This window comes from Micromonospora sicca (genome assembly GCF_003172935.1).
Taxonomy (GTDB): domain Bacteria; phylum Actinomycetota; class Actinomycetes; order Mycobacteriales; family Micromonosporaceae; genus Micromonospora; species Micromonospora sicca.
The window spans coordinates 1-19,509 of the sequence record NZ_QGKS01000125.1; the positions used below are offsets into that span (position 1 = coordinate 1).

Consider the following 19,509-nt stretch of genomic DNA (forward strand, 5'->3'; position numbering starts at 1 on the left):
GGGCACTGCTTGTACGGCTACACCGCCGCGGGCGGGCCGTCCGCACTGCCATCGTCGCGGTCACCGTCGTCGGCTTCTTCCTGTCGCTGGCCATCTGGGGCGCCACGACCACCGTCCGGATCGCGGGGTGAACATGAGACATCGCGTCCTCGGCATCGTCTTCATCGCCGTGCTGACCGCGGCGCTGACCGCCTCCGTGCTGCAGTACCGCAAGGCGTTCACCCCGGTCGAGCGGGTCACCCTGCACGCCGACCGCGCCGGCCTGCAACTGCTCGACGGCGCCGACGTCAAGGTCCGCGGCGTCGTCGTCGGCGACGTCCGCTCGGTCCGCAGCGACGGCGGCGGCGCCGTCATCGGGCTGGCGCTCGACCCCGCCACCACCGGCCGGATCCCCGCCGACGTGACCGCCCGGCTGCTGCCCAAGACCCTGTTCGGCGAGCGGTACGTGGAGCTGGTCCCGCCGCCCGCCAGCACCGCCGGGCCGATCCGCGACGGCGCGGTCATCACCCAGGACCGCAGCCGCACCGCGGTCGAGCTGGAACGGGTCCTCGACCAGGCGTTGCCGCTGCTGCAGTCCATCCGGCCCGACCAGCTCGCCGCCACCCTCGGCGCCATCTCCACCGCCCTGGAGGGGCGCGGCGACCAGCTCGGCGCGAACCTGACCCGGCTCGACGCGTACCTGCGCCAGCTCAACCCGGCGCTGCCCACCATCGCCGAGGACGTCCGCCAGCTCGCCGTCGTGCTGGACGGCTACGACGCCGCGCTGCCGGACCTGCTCGCCCTGCTGCGCGACGTCACCGTCACCGCGACCACGGTCACCGACCAGCGCACCCAGCTCGCCGCGTTCCTCGCCGACACCACCGACACCGCCGACACCACCCGCGGCTTCCTCGACCGGCACGGCGACCAGCTCATCCGGCTCGGCGACGTCAGCCGCCCGGTGCTGGAACTGCTCGCCACCTACGCCCCCGAGTACCCGTGCCTGGTGCACGGCCTGGTCGCCCTGCAACCCCGGGTGGAGCAGGTCTTCGCCGGCGGGCGGATGCACATCACCCTGGAGGTGACCCGCGACGGCGGCCCGTACGAGCGGGGCCGCGACGAGCCGGTCTACGCCGCCCACGACGGCCCGAACTGCCGGGGCCTGCCCGACCCGCACGTGCCCGCGCCCGAGGTGCCCGTCGCCGACGGCTACGACCACGGCGGCACCCGTACCCGGCCGCCCCTGCCGGTCGGCACGCCGGCCGGCCCGGCCACCGCCCCGGCCGCCGGCCCCGAGATGGGGCGGGCCGGCACCGGCGAGGAGAGCGCCCTGGTCAAACCCCTCGTCGGCGGGCTCACCGGCACGCCCCCGGCGGAGGTGCCCGACATCGCGGTGCTGCTCTGGGGACCGCTGCTGCGCGGAGCGGTGGTGAACGCGCGATGACCGGGAAGACGACCGCCTCGCTGGTCAAGCTCGTGGTCTTCGCCGTGGTGACCCTGCTCGCCACCGCACTGCTCGCCCAGACCCTCGGCGCGTTCCCGCCCGACGGCGTCACCTACCGCGCCCGGTTCACCGACGTGACCGGCCTGCTGCCCGGCGACGACGTCCGGATCGCCGGGGTGCGGGTGGGCAAGGTCAGCGACATCGCGGTGGTCGACGACACGGTCGCCGAGGTGGCCTTCACCGTCGACCGCGACGTGGCCGTGGCCACCAGCGTCCGCGCGAAGATCCGCTACCGGAACCTGGTCGGCCAGCGGTACGTGGCGCTGAGCGAGGGCCCGGGGGAGGGCAGGCCGCTGCGCGCCGACGGGCTGATCCCGCTCGCCCAGACCACCCCCGCGCTGGACCTGACCGTGCTGTTCAACGGGTTCCGGCCGCTGTTCACCGCGCTGAACCCGGACGACGTCAACAAGCTCGCCTATGAGATCATCCAGGTCCTGCAGGGCGAGGGCGGCACCGTCGCCAGCCTGCTGCAACGCACCGCCTCGCTGACCAACACCCTCGCCGACCGGGACGCCGTCATCGGCCGGGTGGTCACCAACCTCAACCGCGTCCTGGCCACCCTGGCCACCCGGGACCGCGAGCTGGACCAGAGCATCGCCCAGTTGCAGCAGTTCGTCTCCGGGCTGGCCGCCGACCGCACCGCCATCGGCGACGCCCTGGTCAACCTGGGCGACCTGACCACCACGACCGCCTCGCTGCTGGGTCAGGTCCGGCCGCCGCTGGCCGCCGACGTCCGCGCTCTCGACGACCTCGCCGGCACCCTGAACCACAACTCCGCCGTCATCGACGGCACCCTGGGCCGGCTGCCGGAGCGCTACGAGTCGCTGACCCGGGTCGCCTCCTACGGCTCCTGGTTCAACTTCTACCTCTGCGACTTCGACGGGCGGGTGGCCGTCGCCGGCCATGCCCCGCTGAACCCGGCCACGTTCAGCGCCCCCGCCGCCCGCTGCGCCACCGGAGGCAGCCAGTGAAACCCTTCCGCGAACGCAACCCGGTCGTCGTCGGCGCGACCGCGCTGACCCTGATCCTCGCCGCCCTGCTCGGCGCCTTCCAGCTCGACCGGCTGGCCGCCCTCACCGGCCGCACGTACCAGGCCGCGTTCCACGACGCCAGCGGCCTGGCCACCGGCAACGAGGTCCGGGTGGCCGGGGTCCGGGTGGGCCGGGTGACCGGGGTGGAACTGGCCCAAGGCGCCCAGCCGTACGTGCGGGTCCGGTTCCGGGTCGACGACGACGGCGTACGGCTCGGCCGGGACACCGGCGCCACCATCCGGATCAAGACGGTGCTCGGGCAGAAGTACCTGGCCCTGTCGCCGGCCGGACCGGGGAAGCTGCCCGAGGACGGGCAGATCCCGCTGGCCCGCACCGCCGCCCCGTTCGACGTGGTGCAGGCGGTCACCGGCCTCGCCGACACCCTCGACAAGATCGACACCGACCAGCTCGCCCAGGCGTTCGACACCCTGTCCCGGACCTTCGCCGACACCCCGGCCAGCGTCGGCACCTCGCTGACCGGACTGTCCCGGCTGTCCCGGACCGTGGCGAGCCGCGACGCCGAGCTGCGTACCCTGCTCGCCCGCACCCGGGACGTCACCGGCGTGCTCGCCCAACGCGACGACGAGTTCCGCAAGCTCGTCACCGACGGCGAGCGGCTGCTCGCCGAGGTCAGCCGCCGCCGCGACGCCATCCACCGGCTGCTCGTCGGCACCAACGACCTCAGCGTCCAACTGTCCGGGCTGGTCGCCGACAACCGCGCCCAGCTCGAACCGGCGCTGCGCAAGCTGCGCGACGTGGTGGCGATCCTGCAACGCAACCGCGACGACCTGGAGCAGACCATCCGGCGGATGGGCCCGTTCGTCACCGCGTTCGCCAACGTGGTCGGCAACGGCCGCTGGTTCGACTCGTACGTCGACGGCCTGCTCCAGCCGTACCTGCCCGCGACGGGAGGACGCTGATGCCCGGCCCGATCCAGCGCTGGCGCCGCCCCCTGGCCGCCGCGACCGTGCTGCTGACCGCCGTCGCCGTCGGAGTGGTGCTGTGGCGCCACGAGCCACCCCAGCGGCGGGTGGTCGCGTACTTCACCAAGGCGGTCGGGGTGTACCCCGGCTCCGACGTACGGGTGCTCGGCGTCCGGGTCGGCGAGGTCGAGTCGGTCACCCCGCAGGGCCGCACCGTACGCGTCGAGATGCGCTACGACCCGGCGGTGGACGTGCCCGCCGACGCCCAGGCGCTGATCGTCCCGCCGAGCGTGGTCAGCGACCGGTACGTGCAGCTCGCCCCGGCGTTCACCGGCGGGCCCGCGCTGGCCGACGGTGCGCAGATCCCGGTCGAGCGGACCGCCGCCCCGATGGAGATCGACGACATCTACCAGGCGCTCGACGAGTTCAACCGGGCCCTCGGCCCGCAGGGCGCCAACGCCGACGGCGCCCTGTCCGACCTGGTCGCCACCGGCCGGGCCAACCTCCAGGGCAACGGCGGGAACCTGCACGACACCCTCGACGGGCTGTCCCGCGCGCTGACCACCCTCGCCGACGGGCGGCAGGACCTGTTCGGCTCGGTGGCCAACCTGCAACGCTTCACCACCGCACTGGCCCGCAGCGACCAGCAGGTGCGCGGCTTCAACCAGCAGCTCGCCGACGTCGCCGAGCAGCTCGCCGGCGAGAAGGAGGAGCTGGCCGCGGCGCTGCGCAACCTGTCCGCCGCGCTGGCCGAGGTCACCGCCTTCGTGAAGCAGAACCGGACCGTGCTGGCCTCGAACGTGGCCGCGTTGACCGACATCACCGGCGTGCTGGTCCGCCAGCAGCAGGCGGTCATCGACATTCTCGACGTGACGCCGCTGGCCGTGAACAACCTCAGCCTCGCCTATAACCCGCGATCGGGCACCCTCGACACCCGCGACAACGTCCTCGGCCCCTACGACCCGGCCACCTTCGTCTGCTCCCTGATGGTGGACCAGCTCCCCGCCGGCCAGGTGCCGGCGAAGTGCACCGCGCTGGCGCAGACCCTGCGCTCCCGCGGTCTGCCGCTGACCGACCAGCTGCGCAAGCTGCTCAAGCTGCCGCCCGGCGCCCCGGCGGCCGGCGGGTCCTCACCGGGATCCGTCAGCTCCCCCGGTGCGCCGACCGCCGACGAGGCGCCGGGCGGCTCCACCATCACCAGCGACCCGACCCTCGGCGGCATCCTGCGGGGCCCGGCATGACCGCCCGGGCGCTGCGGATGCTGGCCGGCGTCGTGGTGGCGGCGCTGCTGCCCGCCGGCTGTGGGCTGCCCGAGCTCGCCGACCTGCCGCTGCCGGGCGGGGCGCCGACCGGCGACGGCTACACGGTCACCGCCGAGTTCGGCGACGTGCTCGACCTGGTGCCCCGGGCCGCCGTCAAGGTCGACGACGTGACCGTCGGCACCGTGGAGAAGATCTCCCTGTCGGGCTGGCACGCCCGGGTGCGGCTGCGCATCGACCGCGCGGTGCGGCTGCCCGCGAACGCCACCGCCGCCGTACGCCAGAGCAGCCTGCTCGGGGAGAAGTACGTGACGGTGGCCCCGCCGCCCACCGGGCCGGCCAGCGGGCGCCTCGCCGACGGCGACGTCATCCCGCTGTCCCGCACCACCCGGGGCGCCGAGGTCGAGGAGGTGCTGGCCGCCCTCGGGCTGCTGCTCAACGGCGGCGGCCTGGCCCAGTTGCGGACCATCAACGCCGAACTCGGCAAGGCCCTCGACGGCCGCGAGTCCGACGTCCGGGACACCCTGCGGCAGCTCGACACCTTCATCGGCGGGCTCGACCGGCAGAAGACCGACATCGTCCGCGCCATCGACGCGCTCGACCGGCTGACCGGCCGGCTCGACCGGCAGCGGCAGGTCGTCGGGGACGCGCTGGATTCGCTCGCCCCCGGCCTGACCGTGCTGGCCCAGCAGCGGGCCCAGCTCACCGGGGCGCTGACCGCCCTCGGTGAGCTCGGCGAGGTCGGCACCCGGGTGGTCGACCGCAGCCGGGACGACACCCTGGCCAGCGTCCGGGCCCTGCAACCGATCCTGGAACAGCTCGCCCGGGCCGGCGACGACCTGCCGAAGTCGCTGGACTTCATGCTGTCGTACCCGTTCCCGCCCAACGTCACGGGCGCGATCGTCGGCGACTTCGTCAACCTGGCGGTCACGGCCGACCTCGACGCCGCCAACATCCTGGCCAACCTGGTCGCCGCCGCGCCCGCTCCGGTCCGGTCGGCCACCCGGCCGAACGCCCCCGCCGCGCCCCGGCCGCCCGCCGCGGGCGGCGCGAAGCCCTCGCCCGGCAGCCTGCCCGGCGGCATCGGGCTGCCCGACCTGCCGCTGCTGAAGTGCCTGCCCGACCTGAAGGACTTCCCGGCCCGGTGGACGCCGCCGAAGGAGTGCGGCCTGCCGGAAGGCTGCGTCCTGCTCAAGCCCGGCTCGGCGGTGCCCCTCGGCGGGCTGCTGCTGCCGAAGGGGATCGTGCCGCCGGGTACCGCCTTGCCGGCCGGTACCGAACTGCCCTCCGGCACCGTGCTGACCGCCGAGTGCGTGCTGCCGGTGACCGGGGCGGTCATCGGTCAGATCGGCGACCTGCCGGATCTCCTGGGAGGGGGGCTGATCCCGTGATCGGACGGACCGCGAAGCTCCAGGTGCTGGCCTTCGTGCTGGTCAGCGTGCTGGGCATCGGCTACGTCGGGTTCCGCTACGTCGGCCTCGGCGACCGGCTCTTCGGCGGCGGCTACGTCGTCCACGTCGACCTGGCCCGGGCCGGTGGCATCTTCGCCAACGCCCCGGTCACCTACCGTGGCGTCCCCGTCGGCCGGGTCACCGCCGTCGAGCTGCGCGCCGACGCAGTCCGCGCCGACCTGCGGATCGACCGGGGCGTACGGGTGCCGGACGCGCTGCGGGCCGTGGTGACCCAGCGCTCCGCCGTCGGCGAGCAGTACCTCGACCTGCGGCCCGAGCGCGACGGCGGGCCGTTCCTCGCCGCCGGCGCGGTCATCCCGGTCGACCGCACCGGCGTCCCGCTCGCCCCCGAGGCGCTGCTGACCAACCTCGACGCCCTGGTCCGCTCGATCGACCCGGACGACCTGACCGTGCTGATCAGCGAGCTGGGCACCGCGTTCGAGGGCAACGAGCAGGCCCTCGCGCGGATCCTCGACGCCGGTGACGCGCTGCTCACCGACGCGAACGCCCGGCTGCCTGAGACGCTGACGCTGATCCGGGACGGGCGGACCGTGCTCACCACCCAGGCGGAGTCCGCCGAGGCGTTGCGCCGCTGGTCCGCCGGCCTGGCGGAGCTCGCCGCCACCGTCCGCGCCGCCGACCCCGACCTGCGCCGGCTGCTCGCCACCGGCCCGCCGGCCGGCGCCGAGCTGCGGGCCCTGCTGCGCGGACTCGAACCCAACATCGGCGCGCTGCTCGGCAACCTGGTCACCGTCAACGGCATCGCCGCCCGCCGGCTGCCCGGCATCGAGCAGCTGCTGGTGACCTACCCGGTCGCGGTGTCCGGCGGCTTCACCGTCACCCCGGGCGACGGCACCGCCCACCTCGGCCTCGTCGTCAACGCGGGCGACCCGCCGTCCTGCGTCTACCGCGGCGGCGGCACCAAGTGCAGCGGTCAGGAACGCGCCGCCGGTGCCAACGTACGCGGGGCGCAGAACGCGCCGCGACCCGGCGGACGCGAACCCGCCCCCGCCCCGTCCGACCAGGGCGACCAGGGCGCCTCGGGCGGGTACGATCCCGCGACCGGCCTGGTGCTCGGCCCCGACGGGCGACCGTTGCAGTTCGGCGGAACCGGCGGACAGTACCGGACCGCTGGTGACCAGTCGTGGAAGCAGTTGCTGCTCGCCGGGGTGACCCCGTGACCGGCGTACCCGAGGAGGTGCCCGTGCAGGGCCGCAAGGATCCCAAGCTCAGAGTGATCAACGGAGCAAAGGCGGGGGCGCCCGGTCGTTCCCGGCAGCGCAGACTCGTCACCCGTGCCGTGCCGCCGCAGGCCGAACCGATCGAGGACGTGCTGGAACGCCTTGACCGGGAGCCGGTCGAGGATCCGACCGGAACCGAGGACCTCACCGTGCCCGGCGACCCGGCGGAGGTCGAGGACCTGCCGGACCCCGACGACGATCCCGCCGCGACGGAGGACGCCGCAGAGGACGCCGAGACCACGAGGGCGACCGCCGCTGCGGACCGCACCGCGGCCGCCCACGACCATGCCGGTGTGCCGCGTCGCCGGCGGGCGCTGGCCGGGCTGCTCGCGGTGCTGCTCGCCGCCGCCCTCGCGGCGGCCGGCGTGTACGGGCACCGCTGGTACGTCGACCGCGCGACCGACCAGGCCCGAAGGGACGCCGTCGCCGCCGCCCGGCAGGCCAGCGTCAACTTCGTCTCGGTCAGCGCCGCCAGCGTCGACCGGGACCTGCAACGCATCGTCACCGGGGCCACCGGCGACTTCAAGGACGAGTTCACCCGCGGCCAGGCGCAGGTGCGCAAGGCGGTGGTGGAGAACAAGGTCCAGTCGCAGGGGTCGGTGCTGCGCGCCGGACTGGTCTCCGGGGACCGCGGCCACGCCGTCGTGCTGGTGGCCGTCGACGCCACCGTCCGGAACGTCAAGGCACCCGACGGCCGCCCCTCGCACTACCGCATCCAGGTGGACCTGGTCCGCGACCGCGACTCCGGCGACTGGCTGGTGTCCCGCCTGCAGTTCGTCGGCTGACCCGGAGGAGGAGTCCGATGCGTGTCCCCACTGTCCTGCGCCGACGGCCCGGACGGCTCCCGCTGGTGCCGACGCTCGTCGTCGCGCTCCTGGTCGTGGCAGCCGTCGCCGCCGCTGCCTGGTACGGCGACCATCGCGCCGGCCAGCGCGACCGGGCCGTTCGCCAGGCCCTGGCCACCGCGCCCGCCGCCGCAAAGGCGATCTTCTCGTACGACTACCGCACCTTCGACGACAGCGTCGCCAACGGACGGACCTTCGCGACCGGCGACTTCGCCGACGAGTACGCCCGGACCACCGCGACGCTCAAGGAGACCGCGACCAAGCAGCAGGCGGTGGTCCTGGCCGAGGTCTCCGCTACCGGGGTGGTCACCTCAGACACCGACCGGGTGGAACTGCTCGTCTACCTCAACCAGTACCGGCGCAACGTCAGCACGGCGGGGGAGAAGGTCGACCAGAACCGGGTCGTGCTCACCATGGTCCCGGTTGACGGCGAATGGAAGGTCGTCAAGGCGACAGCGATCTGACGCCGCCCAGGCGGGACGGTCGACCATTTGCCCGCACCTGATACATCCGGCGGCGTATTCGTGACGAGGACCAGATGGGCCGAAAGGTGAAACCGGTCTGCCTGTGCGCACGCTGTTCATTTGTGTCGTAGGCACGCCGCACCCGGCAGCCGCCTCACCGAGCGGGTGGGCCGGGGCCAGCGGACGGTCCTGCTGACCCTCAAAGTGGACGTTCAGCGGGGTCGGCGCGACGAAGGAGACGGCCACGGTCAACATCATCGAGCCGTCGCCGGTGCAGGCCGGCATCGAGGTCAGCTACCGCTGCCGCCGAGGCTGACCGGGTTTCCCGGTCACCGTGTTCGGGTAGGTCCCTCGCTGACCGACCTGAACACGTGTGTGGAGGCCCTTCGATGAAAGACAACTTCGGGGACGCGGTGGGCGACGCGTTCCGTTCGGTGATGCTGTTCCTGCCCAAGGCCGTCGCCTTCATCGCGATCCTGGTGGTCGGCTGGCTGGTCGCCAAGGCCGTGCTGAAGCTCGTGGACAAGATCCTGGAACGGGTGCACTTCGACAAGGCCGTCGAGCGCGGCGGCATCAAGACCGCCCTGGCCCGGTCGAAGTACGACGCCAGCGACATCGTCGCGAAGCTGGCCTACTACGGGGTGCTGCTGGTGACCCTCCAGCTCGCCTTCGGCATCTGGGGCCCCAACCCGATCTCCGACCTGATCGCCGGCGTCATCGCCTGGCTGCCCCGGGCCTTCGTCGCCATCGTCATCGTGGTGGTGGCCGCCGCGATCGCCAAGGCGGTCAAGGACATCATCTCCAGCGCCCTCGGCGGCCTGTCCTACGGCCGGATCCTCGCCAACATCGCCTCGGTGTTCATCCTGGGTCTGGGCGTCATCGCGGCGCTGAACCAGATCGGCGTGGCCACCGCGGTGACCACCCCGGTGCTGATCGCGGTGCTCGCGACCGTCGGCGGCATCCTCGTGGTGGGCGTCGGCGGCGGCCTGGTCCGGCCGATGCAGAGCCGCTGGGAGAACTGGCTGACCCGCGCCGAGCAGGAGTCGCAGACGATCGCCACGCACGCCCGGGCGTACCAGGCCGGCCGGCGTGACGTCGAGGCCCGGCTGAGCCAGCCGGTCACCCCGTACGCGGAGGCCGAGCTGACCCAGCCGGTCACCCGGGACGGCGACGCCGACCGCACCCAGCCGGTCGCCCCGCACGGCGCGGCGGAGCCCACGCAGGCGACCACCCCGCGGCAGCCCACCGCCGAGCAGGCGGTGGACAACGAGTCCACGATGGTCATCCCGCAGGCGGACGTGCAGAAGTTCCGCCGCTGACCGTCCGCACGCGCACCGGGGTGGGGCCCAGCCGGGTCCCACCCCGAAGCGTGTTCGGGGCCGACCCGAGGGGCGTTAGCCTGAGCGTCATGACCTGGCGATGTTGATGCTGCGCTAGAGGCCGTGGCCGCGGGCCGCCGCGGACGCCGTACGTCCGGTGTCCGTTCCGTCCCCGTGGGAAGGCCTCATGATCATCTCTCCTGCGCGCGTACCCGCGATCCGCCGGCTGGCGGGCACGCTCTACGGCTACGCGTTCCTCACCGACCTCGTCCTGCTCTACCCGGTGTACGTGCTGCTGTTCAGCGACACCGGCCTGTCGGTCGGGCAGATCTCCTCGCTCTTCGTGCTCTGGTCGGCCACCGGCATCGTCCTGGAGGTGCCCTCCGGGGCGTGGGCCGACGCGGTGTCCCGGCGGCTGCTGCTGGTCCTGGCGCCCCTGCTGCCCGCCGCCGGTTTCGCCTGCTGGGTGCTCGCCCCGTCCTACCCGGCGTTCGCCGTCGGCTTCCTGCTCTGGGGCGCCGGCGGGGCACTGCGCTCCGGGGCGCTGGAGGCGCTGGTATTCACCGAACTCGACCGGCTCGGCGCCAGCGACCGGTACGCCCGCGTGATGGGCCGGGCGCGTACCGCCGAGGTGCTGGGCGCGGCGGGCTCCGGGGCGCTGGCGGGGCCGGTCCTCGCGGTCGGCGGCTACCCGGGGGTGGGCGCGGCCAGCGTCCTCGCCTGCCTGCTCGCCGCCGCCGTCGCGACCCTGTTCCCCGAGCACCGACCGGCGCGGCTCGCCGAGTCCCCGACGGGTTCCGGGCCGGCCGCGGCCGAGCGGCGGGGCCAGCCGGACGGCGACGACGACCTGGGGTGGCTGGCCACCCTGCGCGCCGGGCTGGCCGAGGCCCGCGCCGACCGCGCGGTACGCGCCGCCCTGCTGCTCGTCCCGGCGGTGACCGCGATCTGGGGCGGCCTCGACGAGTACGCCGGCCTGCTGGCGCGGGACACCGGCGTCGCGGACGCGGCGGTGCCGCTGCTGCTCCTGCTGCTGTGGGCCGGGATGACCGCCGGCGGCCTGCTCGCCCCGGCGGGGGAGCGGCTCACCACCCGCGGGTACGCCGGCCTGCTGGTGCTCGCCGCGTCGGCGCTGGCGGCGGGTGCCCTGGTCGGCCGCCCGGCGGGCTTCCTGCTGCTCGCGGTCGCCTTCGCCGCGTTCCAACTCGCCACGGTGCTCGCGGACGTGCGCCTGCAGGCCCGGATCACCGGTCCGAGCCGGGCGACGGTCACCTCGGTGGCCGGGGTGGCGACGGACCTGACCATCATCGCGTTCTACGGCGGGTACGCCGTGGTGGCCGGGGCGGCCGGCAACGCGGTGGCCTTCGCGCTGGCCGCCCTGCCGTATCTGGCGGTGGCGGGCCGGCTGGTCTGCTCCCGCCCCTCGCGAGCCCGGCCGGCGGCTGGCAAATCGGTGGTTACCGGGTGAAGCCGTCTCATCCTGACTACCGTATGGGCGGAGGCGATGCCGGTGACGATGGAAGCAGAGCGCACCCTGGGCGCGGAGGAGCTCACCGAGCTGGGCGAGCTCGCCGCCCAGCTCCGGGTGGACGCGATCCGCTGCAGCACCAAAGCCGGGTCGGGGCACCCGACCTCCAGCCTGTCCGCCGCCGATCTGCTCGCGGTGCTGATCTCCCGGCACCTGCGGTACCAGTGGACGGACCCGCACTGTCGCGCCAACGACCACCTGATCTTCTCCAAGGGCCACGCCTCGCCGCTGCTGTACGCGGTCTTCAAGGCGGCGGGTGCGATCACCGACCAGGAGCTGATCGAGACCTACCGCCAGTTCGGGTCGCGCCTGCAGGGGCACCCCACGCCGGTCCTGCCCTGGGTCGACGTGGCCACCGGCTCGCTCGGTCAGGGCCTGCCCGTCGGGGTGGGGATCGCGCTCGCCGGCCGGCACCTCGACCACCTGCCGTTCCACGTGTGGGCGCTGTGCGGGGACAGCGAGATGGCCGAGGGTTCCATCTGGGAGGCGCTGGACAAGGCCGGCCACTACGGGCTGCGCAACCTGACCGCGATCGTCGACATCAACCGGTTCGGGCAGCGCGGCCCGACCGAGCTGGAATGGGACCTGGACACCTACCGCCGCCGGGTCGAGGCGTTCGGCTGCCAGGCGCTGGTGGTCGACGGTCACGACCTGGTCGCGATCGACGAGGCGTTCGGCCGGGCCCGGCAGGCCACCGGCCCCACGGTGGTGCTCGCCCGGACGGTCAAGGGCAAGGGGGTGCCGGAGGTCGAGAACCAGCCGGGATGGCACGGCAAGCCGCTGAAGCCGGAGCTCGCCGAGCGCGCCGTCGCCGCGCTCGGCGGCGTGCGTCAGATCCGCGTCGCGACGCCGCGGCCCGAGCCCGTCCCGGCCGCCGCCGCCCCGACCGGCGAGCCGCCCACCATGCCGCGGTACGACAAGGGGGCGATGGTGGCCACCCGGAACGCGTACGGCGACGCGCTGCGCGCGCTGGGTTCACGGCCGGACGTGGTGGCCCTGGACGGCGAGGTCAGCGACTCCACCCGCGCCGACAAGTTCGCCGAGGCGTACCCCGACCGGTTCTTCGAGATGTTCATCTCCGAGCAGCAACTGGTCGCCGCCGCGGTCGGGCTCCAGGTACGCGGCTACCGGCCGTTCGCCGCGACCTTCGCGGCGTTCCTCTCCCGCGCCTACGACTTCATCCGGATGGCCGGCGTCTCCCAGGCCGACATCGCCCTGTCCGGGTCCCACTCGGGCGTGGAGATCGGAGCGGACGGCCCGTCGCAGATGGGGCTGGAGGACCTGGCGGCCCTGCGCGCCGTGCAGGGGTCGACGGTGCTGTATCCCAGCGACGCGGTGTCCTGTGCCGCCCTCGTCGCCCAGATGGTCGACCGCAAGGGGGTCAACTACCTGCGCACCACCCGAGGCAAGTACCCGGTCCTCTACGACAACGAGGACGCCTTCCCGGTGGGCGGCAGCAAGCTGCTCCGCGGCGGCGACGACGACGACATCACGCTGATCGGCGCCGGGGTGACGGTGCACAACTGCCTCGCCGCCGCCGACGAGTTGGCGCGCGAGGGGATCAAGGCCCGGGTCATCGACCTGTACTCGGTCAAGCCGCTGGACCGGGACCGGTTGCTCGACGCCGTCCGGGCCACCGGCGGTCGGCTGCTGGTGGTCGAGGACCACTATCCGGAGGGCGGCCTGGGGTCGGCGGTCCTCGAGTCCCTGGCCGACATCCCCGAGCCGGTGCGGGTGACGCACCTGGCGGTGCGCGGCCTACCCACCTCCGGCACCCCGACCCAACTGATGGAACAGGCCGGGATCGGGGTGCGCGCCATCGTCGCGGCGGCGCGCGCCGCGGAGGCCCCGGGCCGCTGACGCGGCGGGCGCCGTTTCACCCCCGGGTGCGCGGGTAGACGCAGCATTCGCGGCAGGAGGGGGTCCGAGGTGAAGTACGCGGAGTTCATCCAGTCGGTGGCGACGCGACCGACGATGTCACCGACGCTGGCCGAGCCGATCACCCGTGCCACGCTCGCGACGCTGGCGGAGCGGCTCAGTGGCGGCCAGGCACGGGATCTCGCCGCGCAGCTTCCCGAGGAGTTGCGGGGCGACCTACGCAAACCCGACGAGAACGCCGAACCGTTCGAGCTCCCCGAATTCTTCGAGCGGGTGCAGCAACGCGCCGCGGTGGATCTCCAGACGGCGAACGCCGGGGTGTGCGCCGTGCTGGACACGCTGCGGGACGCGGTCAGCGCGAAGGAGTACGAGGACTCCGTCGCCCAGTTGCCGAAGGAGTTCTGGCAGCTGACGAGCCCGCCGACGACCCGGCTCGAACCACGCCGGGTGGGCACGTAGGCCCAGGCCGGGTCACCCTTGCAGCCGGATCTCGGCGGGCTCGCGGTCGCTGCGCAGCCCCTTCCAGGAGGGGTGGCGCAACCGGCGGTCGGGGGTCCAGGACCGGAAGGCGACGTCCCCGACCAGGACCGGGTCGACCCAGATGGCGTGGCGGGCGTGTTCGCGTGGCACCGGCGAGGCGAACGGCGGGTCCGGGCGGCGCAGCGGCTCCAGACGGTGCTCCAGATCGCGCAGCACGGTCTGGGTGAAGCCGGTGCCGACGTGGCCGATGTAGGTCAACCTGTCCCGCTCGTCGTACATGCCGAGCAGCAGGGAGCCGATGGTGCCGGCCCGCCGACCGGCGCCGGGTTTGTAGCCGCCCACGATGACCTCGACGGTGTCGTTGAGTGGCACCTTGACCCACGCCGGCGAGCGGCGCCCGGGCTCGTACGACGAGCCGAGCTGCTTGGCCACGACCCCTTCCAGGCCGAGGTCGGCCGCCGCGGTGGACAGGTCCCGGCCGGCGTCGCCGGTCCAGTGCGGCGGCGTGTCGACGCTCTGCCCGCTGAGCCCCAGCTCCTGCAGCGCCGTGCGACGTTCGGCGTACGGCAGGCGGGTGAGGTCCCGACCGTCGAGGTGCAGCAGGTCGAACAGGTACAGCCGGACCGGCGTGGCGGAGACCAGCGCGGCGCTCGGCGCGCGGACGTGCATCCGGTGTTGCAGTGCCGAGAAGCTGGGCCGGCCCTTGGCGTCGAGCGCCACGATCTCCCCGTCGAGCACCGCCCGCCGCCCGGGCAGCAGCTGGGCGAGTTCGTCCAGCTCCGGGTACGCCCGGGTGACGTCGCGGTCGTTGCGGCTGAGCAGGCGTACCCCGTCGTCGACGTAGGCGATCGCGCGCACGCCGTCCCACTTGAACTCGTACGCCCAGCCGGGCCCGCTGGGCAGCGCGCCACTGGACGCCAGCATCGGCGGCACGAGATCCGGCATCCTGGCACCCACGCCTCGATCATGACCAACCGCGGGCGGGGAAACGCCGCTTTCCGGGCATTCCCCTCCTGCGCGGGCGGCTCGAACGCGGGGGGCCGCTCGTTTGCGGCCGGTGGCCGCGGGTAGCCACGCTGTCTCCGGGACGGGAAGGACGAAGCATGGCTGAGCTGGAGTTCTTCGAGAAGGTGGCCGCCCGGGCGGGCGTTCCGCCGGAGACGGCGCAATCCCTGACCGAGGCCACCCTGCGGACCCTCGCCGAGCGGATCAGCGGCGGCCAGGCGGCGGACCTGGCCGACCACGTGGCGCACGAGCTGCGCCCGTTCGTGGCCAGGGCCCGCCCCGAGGAGCCGCAGACCTTCGCGTACGACGAGTTCCTGCGCCGGGTGGCGGCGCGCGCGGGGGTGGCGGACGACGTCGCCGAGCGAGGCGCCCGGGCCGTCCTGCAGACCCTGCACCGGGTGGTCGGACACAAGGAGTTCGAGGAGACGATGTCGGAGCTGCCCGCCAAGATCCAGGCCCTGGCCCAGCCCGTGCCCCGCGGGGCCTGACCCGGACGCACGTCCTCCGGCCGGCGCGCGGCGTGACTGCGACCGGCAAGACTCCGCTCGGGGCAGGGTGACGCCCCCGGGCCGAGCGCCGGATCGACGCCCGGCCGGGCACGTCAAGCCCGGTGCGTCATCGCCGCGGGCGGAAGTAGTTCTTGATCGCGTACGCGGTGACCTGCGCACCGATCTTTGCGCCCTCGACGTCGGCGGTGCGGGTGTGGATGCCGCCCCAGATGCGGGCCTCGATGACCTCGGCGGTGGCCTGCGAGAAGCTGCCGAAGTACCGGGTGGTGCCCGAGGTTTCGCTGAACGCGCTGAACGGGATGTCGTCCCGGCCGAAGAAGTGCCTCAGCGCCGACATGCTCGCCGCGGTGAAGCAGGTGTGCCCGGAGGTGAAGTCCGGGTGCGGCGGCGTGACGAGGAGCGGCATCCAGTGCGGATCGGCCTCGGTGGACGGGTTGCCGTCGGTGTCGGCCAGCTGTATCGCGGTGACCGGCCGCCAGGACGTCCAGGCGCCCTTCTCGTTGTAGCAGGCGGTCGTGGCGTCGGCCTCGGCGAGGTCGACCAGCGCGAACATCCGCGCCGTCTGCAGGGTGTTCAGCCGCTGGGTCGTGGCGAGCTGGCGCTTGATCTCCCACTCGCCCAGGTGCCGGTCGTGCCACCAGATCGCGGCGTGCGTCTGGTCCACGGTGCGGATGGTGCTGTTGACCGCGCCGATCGCCTTGACCTCGCTGAAGTCGCGGCCGTACTGGTCGCTGGCGAGCGCCGGCGGGCCGGACGAGCGGAACATCGACGCGCTGGGGATGAGGAACGGCTTGAGGTTCCCCACCCAGGCGCCGTCGTTGGCGTTGGTCGGCGGGGTGGGCCGCCACTGGCCGGGCTCGGTGCCGACCGGCCAGAGCGGGTCGCCGAACGCCCCGTCGTGCTGCCGGGCGCTGATCATCGCGGCGGCGGTCCGGCCGCCCACGTAGATCCCGCGTTGCTTCGCGATGCCGTTGCGGACCGTGGCCAGCCACTCGTCGTACTGCGTCTGCAGCCGCGCCTGCTGGTCCGGGAACAAGGAGCTGAGCACCCGGAAGGCCGCGGTTCCGACCGCCGCGTCCACCGACTCCCTGCCGTTGGTGGGCGGCGCGATCAGGTACGGCTGGTAAGGCCGTCCAGCGATGGCGTTGACCGCGTCGTAGACGGCCCCGTGCACCATCGCGAAGCTGCGCGCCTGGACCTGCGGCTGCTGGCCCGCCACCTCCCAGATCGCGGTTTGCGCGTTACGGTCCCAGACAATGACGGCATTGGCGGGTGTGTTGTCGGCTGCGGATGCGGGGGAGGTGGCCGCGACCGGCGATGCGACGGCGAGGATACCGGCGACGGCCGCGCAGACGACCTTTCGGCGGAGGCGAACCTGACGTGTCATGATGCACCCCTTACGGGCAATCCGGCGGGTGATTGCTCCATTGACGTGAGTGGCTGCAATGGGCAACCTACCGTGCCGCCCACGCATGCCATACCGGCCGAAGGGACTGCGCGACTCCACTTCGGACGATGGACGCCGGATCGAGTCAGGCGGGCCAGGGGATCGCCAGGGGATCTCGTGGTACGTGACCGACGAGAAGATGCAGATGAGAGTTGCCGCCCGCGCAGCGGGCCGTTCCACAACGAATCCAGCGTTGAGCTGGCAGGTGGGTGCCGCCGCCGACGGTGCGCTGGGCGGTGCTCATCGGGCCGCCTCCGGCGACTCCAGGAGCTCCTTGAGGACGGCGAGCCGCTCCCGCCAGTACGCCTTGAGCCGGTGCGCCTCCTGCGTCGTCACCACATGCTCCCTGTGAGCACCGGGAGGGAGGTGAGGCGCAGGGCTGCGCCGAGCAAGGCCTACGCCCTCGACCGCCGCGTGGCGGAGGTCAGCTCACCGGCCGGGTTCGCCGGTCTGCTCCCACATCGACTTCATCTCGTCGAACGCCTGCTCCATGATCCGCACCATGGCCTCCCGGGCCCGCTCGCCGTCCCGCCGCTGGATGGCCTGGGCGACGTCGGCGTGCAGTTGCAGGGCCTGCTCGTGGGGGTAGTGCGGCATCAGGTGGTAGTGATGCCGGCCGGTGAGCACCTCGGCGACGAGTTCCTGCAGCTTCGCGAACATCTCGTTGCCGGAGGCGACCAGCACCCGCCGGTGGAACTCGATGTCCAGGCTGAGGAAGCGTCCCTCGTCGCCGGCCTTCCCGGCGGCCCACATCTTGGCCGCGAGCCCGACCAGCTCGCTCGCCTCGTCGTGGCCGACCCGGCCGGCGGCCAGCCAGGCGGCGTGCGGCTCGATCGCGGTCCGCAGCTCGGTGATCGAGCGGAGCTGCCCCATCCGGCCCGCGGAGGCGAGGCGCCAGCGGATCACCTGCGGATCGAAGACGTTCCACGCCTCGGCCGGTCGGATCATGACCCCGACCCGACGCCGGGTCTCGACGAATCCCATGGACGCGAGCACCCGCAGAACCTCGCGGATCACCGAGCGGGAGACCGCGTACCGCTCGACCAGGTCGTCGATGTTGAGGACGGAGCCGGCGGCCACCTCGCCGCCGCAGATGGCGGTGCCGAGGTGGTCGAGTACGCGGGCGTGCAGCCCGGCCTCGGCAGGGGCGTGCTGGGCGGGTGCGACCCCTGGAGAGGACTGATCCACGCTTCGGAGCATATCAGTTAGAGATCACCTCTTGAATAAGTCGGCTTTTTGGGCCTAGCATCCCGTCGTTAAGCGGACGTTACAACGAAGTGGCGCTCCTCCCCCGGGTGGCGGCCACGACAGAAGGAGATGGACGTGCGGCGTCGATCGATATTCGGTACTTCTCTGGCTGTGGTTGCCGCCATGGGCCTGTCCGCCTGCGGCGGCGGTGGCGACGACAGCGCAGCGTCCAAGACAGTCCGGGTGACCCTGGCCAACCACGTCTGGACGGAGAACATCAAGCAGGCCCTGCCCGAGTTCGAGAAGCAGACCGGGCTCAAGGTCGAGATCACCCAGCTCGGCGAGGACCAGCTCTCCGACCAGTACAACGTGAAGCTGAACGCCGGCTCGTCCGACATCGACGTGATGATGTACCGCCCCCTCCAGGAGGGGAAGCTGTTCGCCAAGAACAAGTACCTCGCCGACCTGTCGGAGCAGGTGAAGTCCAACAAGGACTGGGACTTCGCCGACTTCCAGGCCGGACCGGTGGAGGCCACCTCGTACGAGGGCAAGCCGGTCGGCGTCCCGATCATCACCGAGCAGGAGGTCCTCTACTACCGCAAGGACCTGCTCGCCAAGGCCGGCCTGAGCGCCCCGCCGAAGACCCTCGACGAGCTCAAGGCCGCCGCCGCCAAGATCCAGGCCGCCCAGCCGGGCGTCGCGGGCTTCGTCGCCCGGACCGGCAAGTCGCCGGCCGTCACCCAGTTCTCCAGCTTCCTCTACAGCTTCGGCGGTGACTTCGTCGACGGCAGCGGCAAGGCCACCGTCAGCAGCGACGCCGCCAAGCAGGCGTACGCCTACTACGGCGGGCTGATCAAGGATCACGGCCCGGCCAATGTCAGCACCGACATGAGCTGGCCCGAGGCGATGGCCATCTTCACCCAGGGCAAGGCGGCCTTCTACACCGAGGCCGACTCGCTCTACAAGAACGCCACCGACCCGGCCAAGTCCAAGGTGGCCGACACCGTCGGCTTCGCGCCGTTCCCGGCCGGCCCGGCCGGCTCGAAGCCGTACAACGTCCCGTCCTGGGCGCTGGGCGTCAACGACAGCTCGGAGAACAAGGGCAACGCCTGGAAGTTCATCGAGTGGGCCACCGGCAAGCAGCAGACGCTCGCCCAGCAGAAGTCCGGCGTGCCGAGTGCCCGTACCTCCGTCTGGGCTAACCCGGAGGGCACCGCGACCTACCCGAAGGACCTGGTCGAGGCCATCGCCGCCAGCACCAAGGAGGGCGTGGGCCACGACCGGCCGCTGGTCGTGAAGGTCGCCGAGGCCCGCGAGATCGTCGGTCAGCCGATCGTCGACGCGATCGCCGGCAAGGACGCCGCGGCCGCAGCCGACACGGCGAACACCGCGTTCCAGAAGTTCCTGGACGACGAGGCCAAGTAAGCCGCGCGCGGGTGGTGGGGCCGGTCGGCCCCACCA

At 73.0% G+C, this 19,509-nt stretch carries 17 protein-coding genes; 14 read left to right on the forward strand and 3 right to left on the reverse strand.

What is annotated here, in order from left to right; translation table 11 throughout:
- Positions 1-133: 133 nt before the first annotated feature.
- The 12 genes from DKT69_RS05815 (at position 134) to DKT69_RS05875 (ending at position 13,878) form a co-directional block, all read left to right on the forward strand.
- Positions 134-1,423: an MCE family protein gene (locus DKT69_RS05815; RefSeq protein WP_109800557.1), complete on the forward strand. Its 1,290-nt coding sequence runs from the start codon at positions 134-136 to the stop codon at positions 1,421-1,423.
- Positions 1,420-2,454: an MCE family protein gene (locus tag DKT69_RS05820; protein ID WP_109800558.1), complete on the forward strand. Its 1,035-nt coding sequence runs from the start codon at positions 1,420-1,422 to the stop codon at positions 2,452-2,454. The genes DKT69_RS05815 and DKT69_RS05820 overlap by 4 nt, the downstream gene beginning before the upstream one ends.
- Complete coding sequence (locus DKT69_RS05825) at positions 2,451-3,434, forward strand: MCE family protein (protein ID WP_109800559.1); 984 nt, start codon at positions 2,451-2,453, stop codon at positions 3,432-3,434. The genes DKT69_RS05820 and DKT69_RS05825 overlap by 4 nt, the downstream gene beginning before the upstream one ends.
- Positions 3,434-4,678, forward strand: a complete 1,245-nt coding sequence (locus DKT69_RS05830) for an MCE family protein (protein WP_109800560.1) — start codon at positions 3,434-3,436, stop codon at positions 4,676-4,678. The genes DKT69_RS05825 and DKT69_RS05830 overlap by 1 nt, the downstream gene beginning before the upstream one ends.
- A complete protein-coding gene (locus DKT69_RS05835; protein WP_109800561.1) occupies positions 4,675-6,087 on the forward strand; it encodes an MCE family protein in 1,413 nt (470 codons plus the stop codon). Before DKT69_RS05830 ends, DKT69_RS05835 begins: the two co-directional genes overlap by 4 nt.
- The gene (locus DKT69_RS05840) at positions 6,084-7,328 is read left to right on the forward strand and encodes an MCE family protein (RefSeq protein WP_161557776.1); all 1,245 of its coding nucleotides are present in this window, start codon (positions 6,084-6,086) and stop codon (positions 7,326-7,328) included. Before DKT69_RS05835 ends, DKT69_RS05840 begins: the two co-directional genes overlap by 4 nt.
- Positions 7,325-8,173, forward strand: coding sequence for an Rv1363c family protein (locus DKT69_RS05845; RefSeq protein WP_109800563.1), 849 nt, complete (start codon positions 7,325-7,327; stop codon positions 8,171-8,173). Before DKT69_RS05840 ends, DKT69_RS05845 begins: the two co-directional genes overlap by 4 nt.
- 17 nt (positions 8,174-8,190) lie before the next feature.
- Entirely contained in the window at positions 8,191-8,697 is a 507-nt protein-coding gene (locus DKT69_RS05850; protein ID WP_109800564.1) for a hypothetical protein, read from the forward strand.
- A 389-nt stretch (positions 8,698-9,086) separates the two neighbouring features.
- Positions 9,087-10,016 carry a mechanosensitive ion channel family protein gene (locus tag DKT69_RS05860; protein WP_109800565.1) on the forward strand — a complete coding sequence of 310 codons (930 nt, stop codon included), beginning with the start codon at positions 9,087-9,089 and terminating at the stop codon, positions 10,014-10,016.
- 187 nt (positions 10,017-10,203) lie between these two features.
- Positions 10,204-11,481 carry an MFS transporter gene (locus DKT69_RS05865; RefSeq protein WP_109800566.1) on the forward strand — a complete coding sequence of 426 codons (1,278 nt, stop codon included), beginning with the start codon at positions 10,204-10,206 and terminating at the stop codon, positions 11,479-11,481.
- Positions 11,482-11,529: 48 nt separating this feature from the next.
- Entirely contained in the window at positions 11,530-13,401 is a 1,872-nt protein-coding gene (locus DKT69_RS05870; protein WP_236647353.1) for a transketolase, read from the forward strand.
- Between the two features lie 69 nt (positions 13,402-13,470).
- Positions 13,471-13,878, forward strand: a complete 408-nt coding sequence (locus DKT69_RS05875) for a DUF2267 domain-containing protein (RefSeq protein ID WP_236647350.1) — start codon at positions 13,471-13,473, stop codon at positions 13,876-13,878.
- A gap of 12 nt (positions 13,879-13,890) precedes the next feature.
- On the opposite strand, the gene ligD is transcribed toward DKT69_RS05875, so the two are convergent.
- Positions 13,891-14,844 (reverse strand): non-homologous end-joining DNA ligase, encoded by a 954-nt coding sequence (gene ligD / locus DKT69_RS05880; RefSeq protein ID WP_201749508.1) that lies wholly within the window; start codon positions 14,842-14,844, stop codon positions 13,891-13,893.
- Between the two features lie 158 nt (positions 14,845-15,002).
- Between ligD and DKT69_RS05885 the strand changes: the two genes are divergently transcribed.
- Positions 15,003-15,392, forward strand: coding sequence for a DUF2267 domain-containing protein (locus DKT69_RS05885; RefSeq protein ID WP_109800568.1), 390 nt, complete (start codon positions 15,003-15,005; stop codon positions 15,390-15,392).
- Between the two features lie 127 nt (positions 15,393-15,519).
- Here DKT69_RS05885 and DKT69_RS05890 read toward each other — a convergent pair whose 3' ends face one another.
- Entirely contained in the window at positions 15,520-16,800 is a 1,281-nt protein-coding gene (locus DKT69_RS05890) for a vanadium-dependent haloperoxidase (RefSeq protein WP_109800569.1), read from the reverse strand.
- Positions 16,801-17,289: 489 nt separating this feature from the next.
- The gene (locus DKT69_RS05895; protein ID WP_236647351.1) at positions 17,290-18,048 is read right to left on the reverse strand and encodes a FadR/GntR family transcriptional regulator; all 759 of its coding nucleotides are present in this window, start codon (positions 18,046-18,048) and stop codon (positions 17,290-17,292) included.
- Positions 18,049-18,231: 183 nt separating this feature from the next.
- On the opposite strand from DKT69_RS05895, the gene DKT69_RS05900 reads away from it, so the two are divergent.
- Positions 18,232-19,473 carry an ABC transporter substrate-binding protein gene (locus DKT69_RS05900; RefSeq protein WP_236647352.1) on the forward strand — a complete coding sequence of 414 codons (1,242 nt, stop codon included), beginning with the start codon at positions 18,232-18,234 and terminating at the stop codon, positions 19,471-19,473.
- Positions 19,474-19,509 lie beyond the last annotated feature (36 nt).

What these genes read in the sequence shown, in the direction of transcription:
- DKT69_RS05815 (WP_109800557.1), top strand. Translation starts at nt 134, where the DNA reads ATGAGACATCGCGTCCTCGGCATCGTCTTCATCGCCGTGCTGACCGCG.
- DKT69_RS05820 (WP_109800558.1), top strand. Translation starts at nt 1,420, where the DNA reads ATGACCGGGAAGACGACCGCCTCGCTGGTCAAGCTCGTGGTCTTCGCC.
- DKT69_RS05830 (WP_109800560.1), top strand. Translation starts at nt 3,434, where the DNA reads ATGCCCGGCCCGATCCAGCGCTGGCGCCGCCCCCTGGCCGCCGCGACC.
- DKT69_RS05835 (WP_109800561.1), top strand. Translation starts at nt 4,675, where the DNA reads ATGACCGCCCGGGCGCTGCGGATGCTGGCCGGCGTCGTGGTGGCGGCG.
- DKT69_RS05850 (WP_109800564.1), top strand. Translation starts at nt 8,191, where the DNA reads ATGCGTGTCCCCACTGTCCTGCGCCGACGGCCCGGACGGCTCCCGCTG.
- DKT69_RS05860 (WP_109800565.1), top strand. Translation starts at nt 9,087, where the DNA reads ATGAAAGACAACTTCGGGGACGCGGTGGGCGACGCGTTCCGTTCGGTG.
- DKT69_RS05865 (WP_109800566.1), top strand. Translation starts at nt 10,204, where the DNA reads ATGATCATCTCTCCTGCGCGCGTACCCGCGATCCGCCGGCTGGCGGGC.
- DKT69_RS05870 (WP_236647353.1), top strand. Translation starts at nt 11,530, where the DNA reads ATGGAAGCAGAGCGCACCCTGGGCGCGGAGGAGCTCACCGAGCTGGGC.
- ligD (WP_201749508.1), bottom strand. Translation starts at nt 14,844, where the DNA reads ATGCCGGATCTCGTGCCGCCGATGCTGGCGTCCAGTGGCGCGCTGCCC.
- DKT69_RS05885 (WP_109800568.1), top strand. Translation starts at nt 15,003, where the DNA reads ATGGCTGAGCTGGAGTTCTTCGAGAAGGTGGCCGCCCGGGCGGGCGTT.
- DKT69_RS05890 (WP_109800569.1), bottom strand. Translation starts at nt 16,800, where the DNA reads ATGACACGTCAGGTTCGCCTCCGCCGAAAGGTCGTCTGCGCGGCCGTC.
- DKT69_RS05900 (WP_236647352.1), top strand. Translation starts at nt 18,232, where the DNA reads ATGGGCCTGTCCGCCTGCGGCGGCGGTGGCGACGACAGCGCAGCGTCC.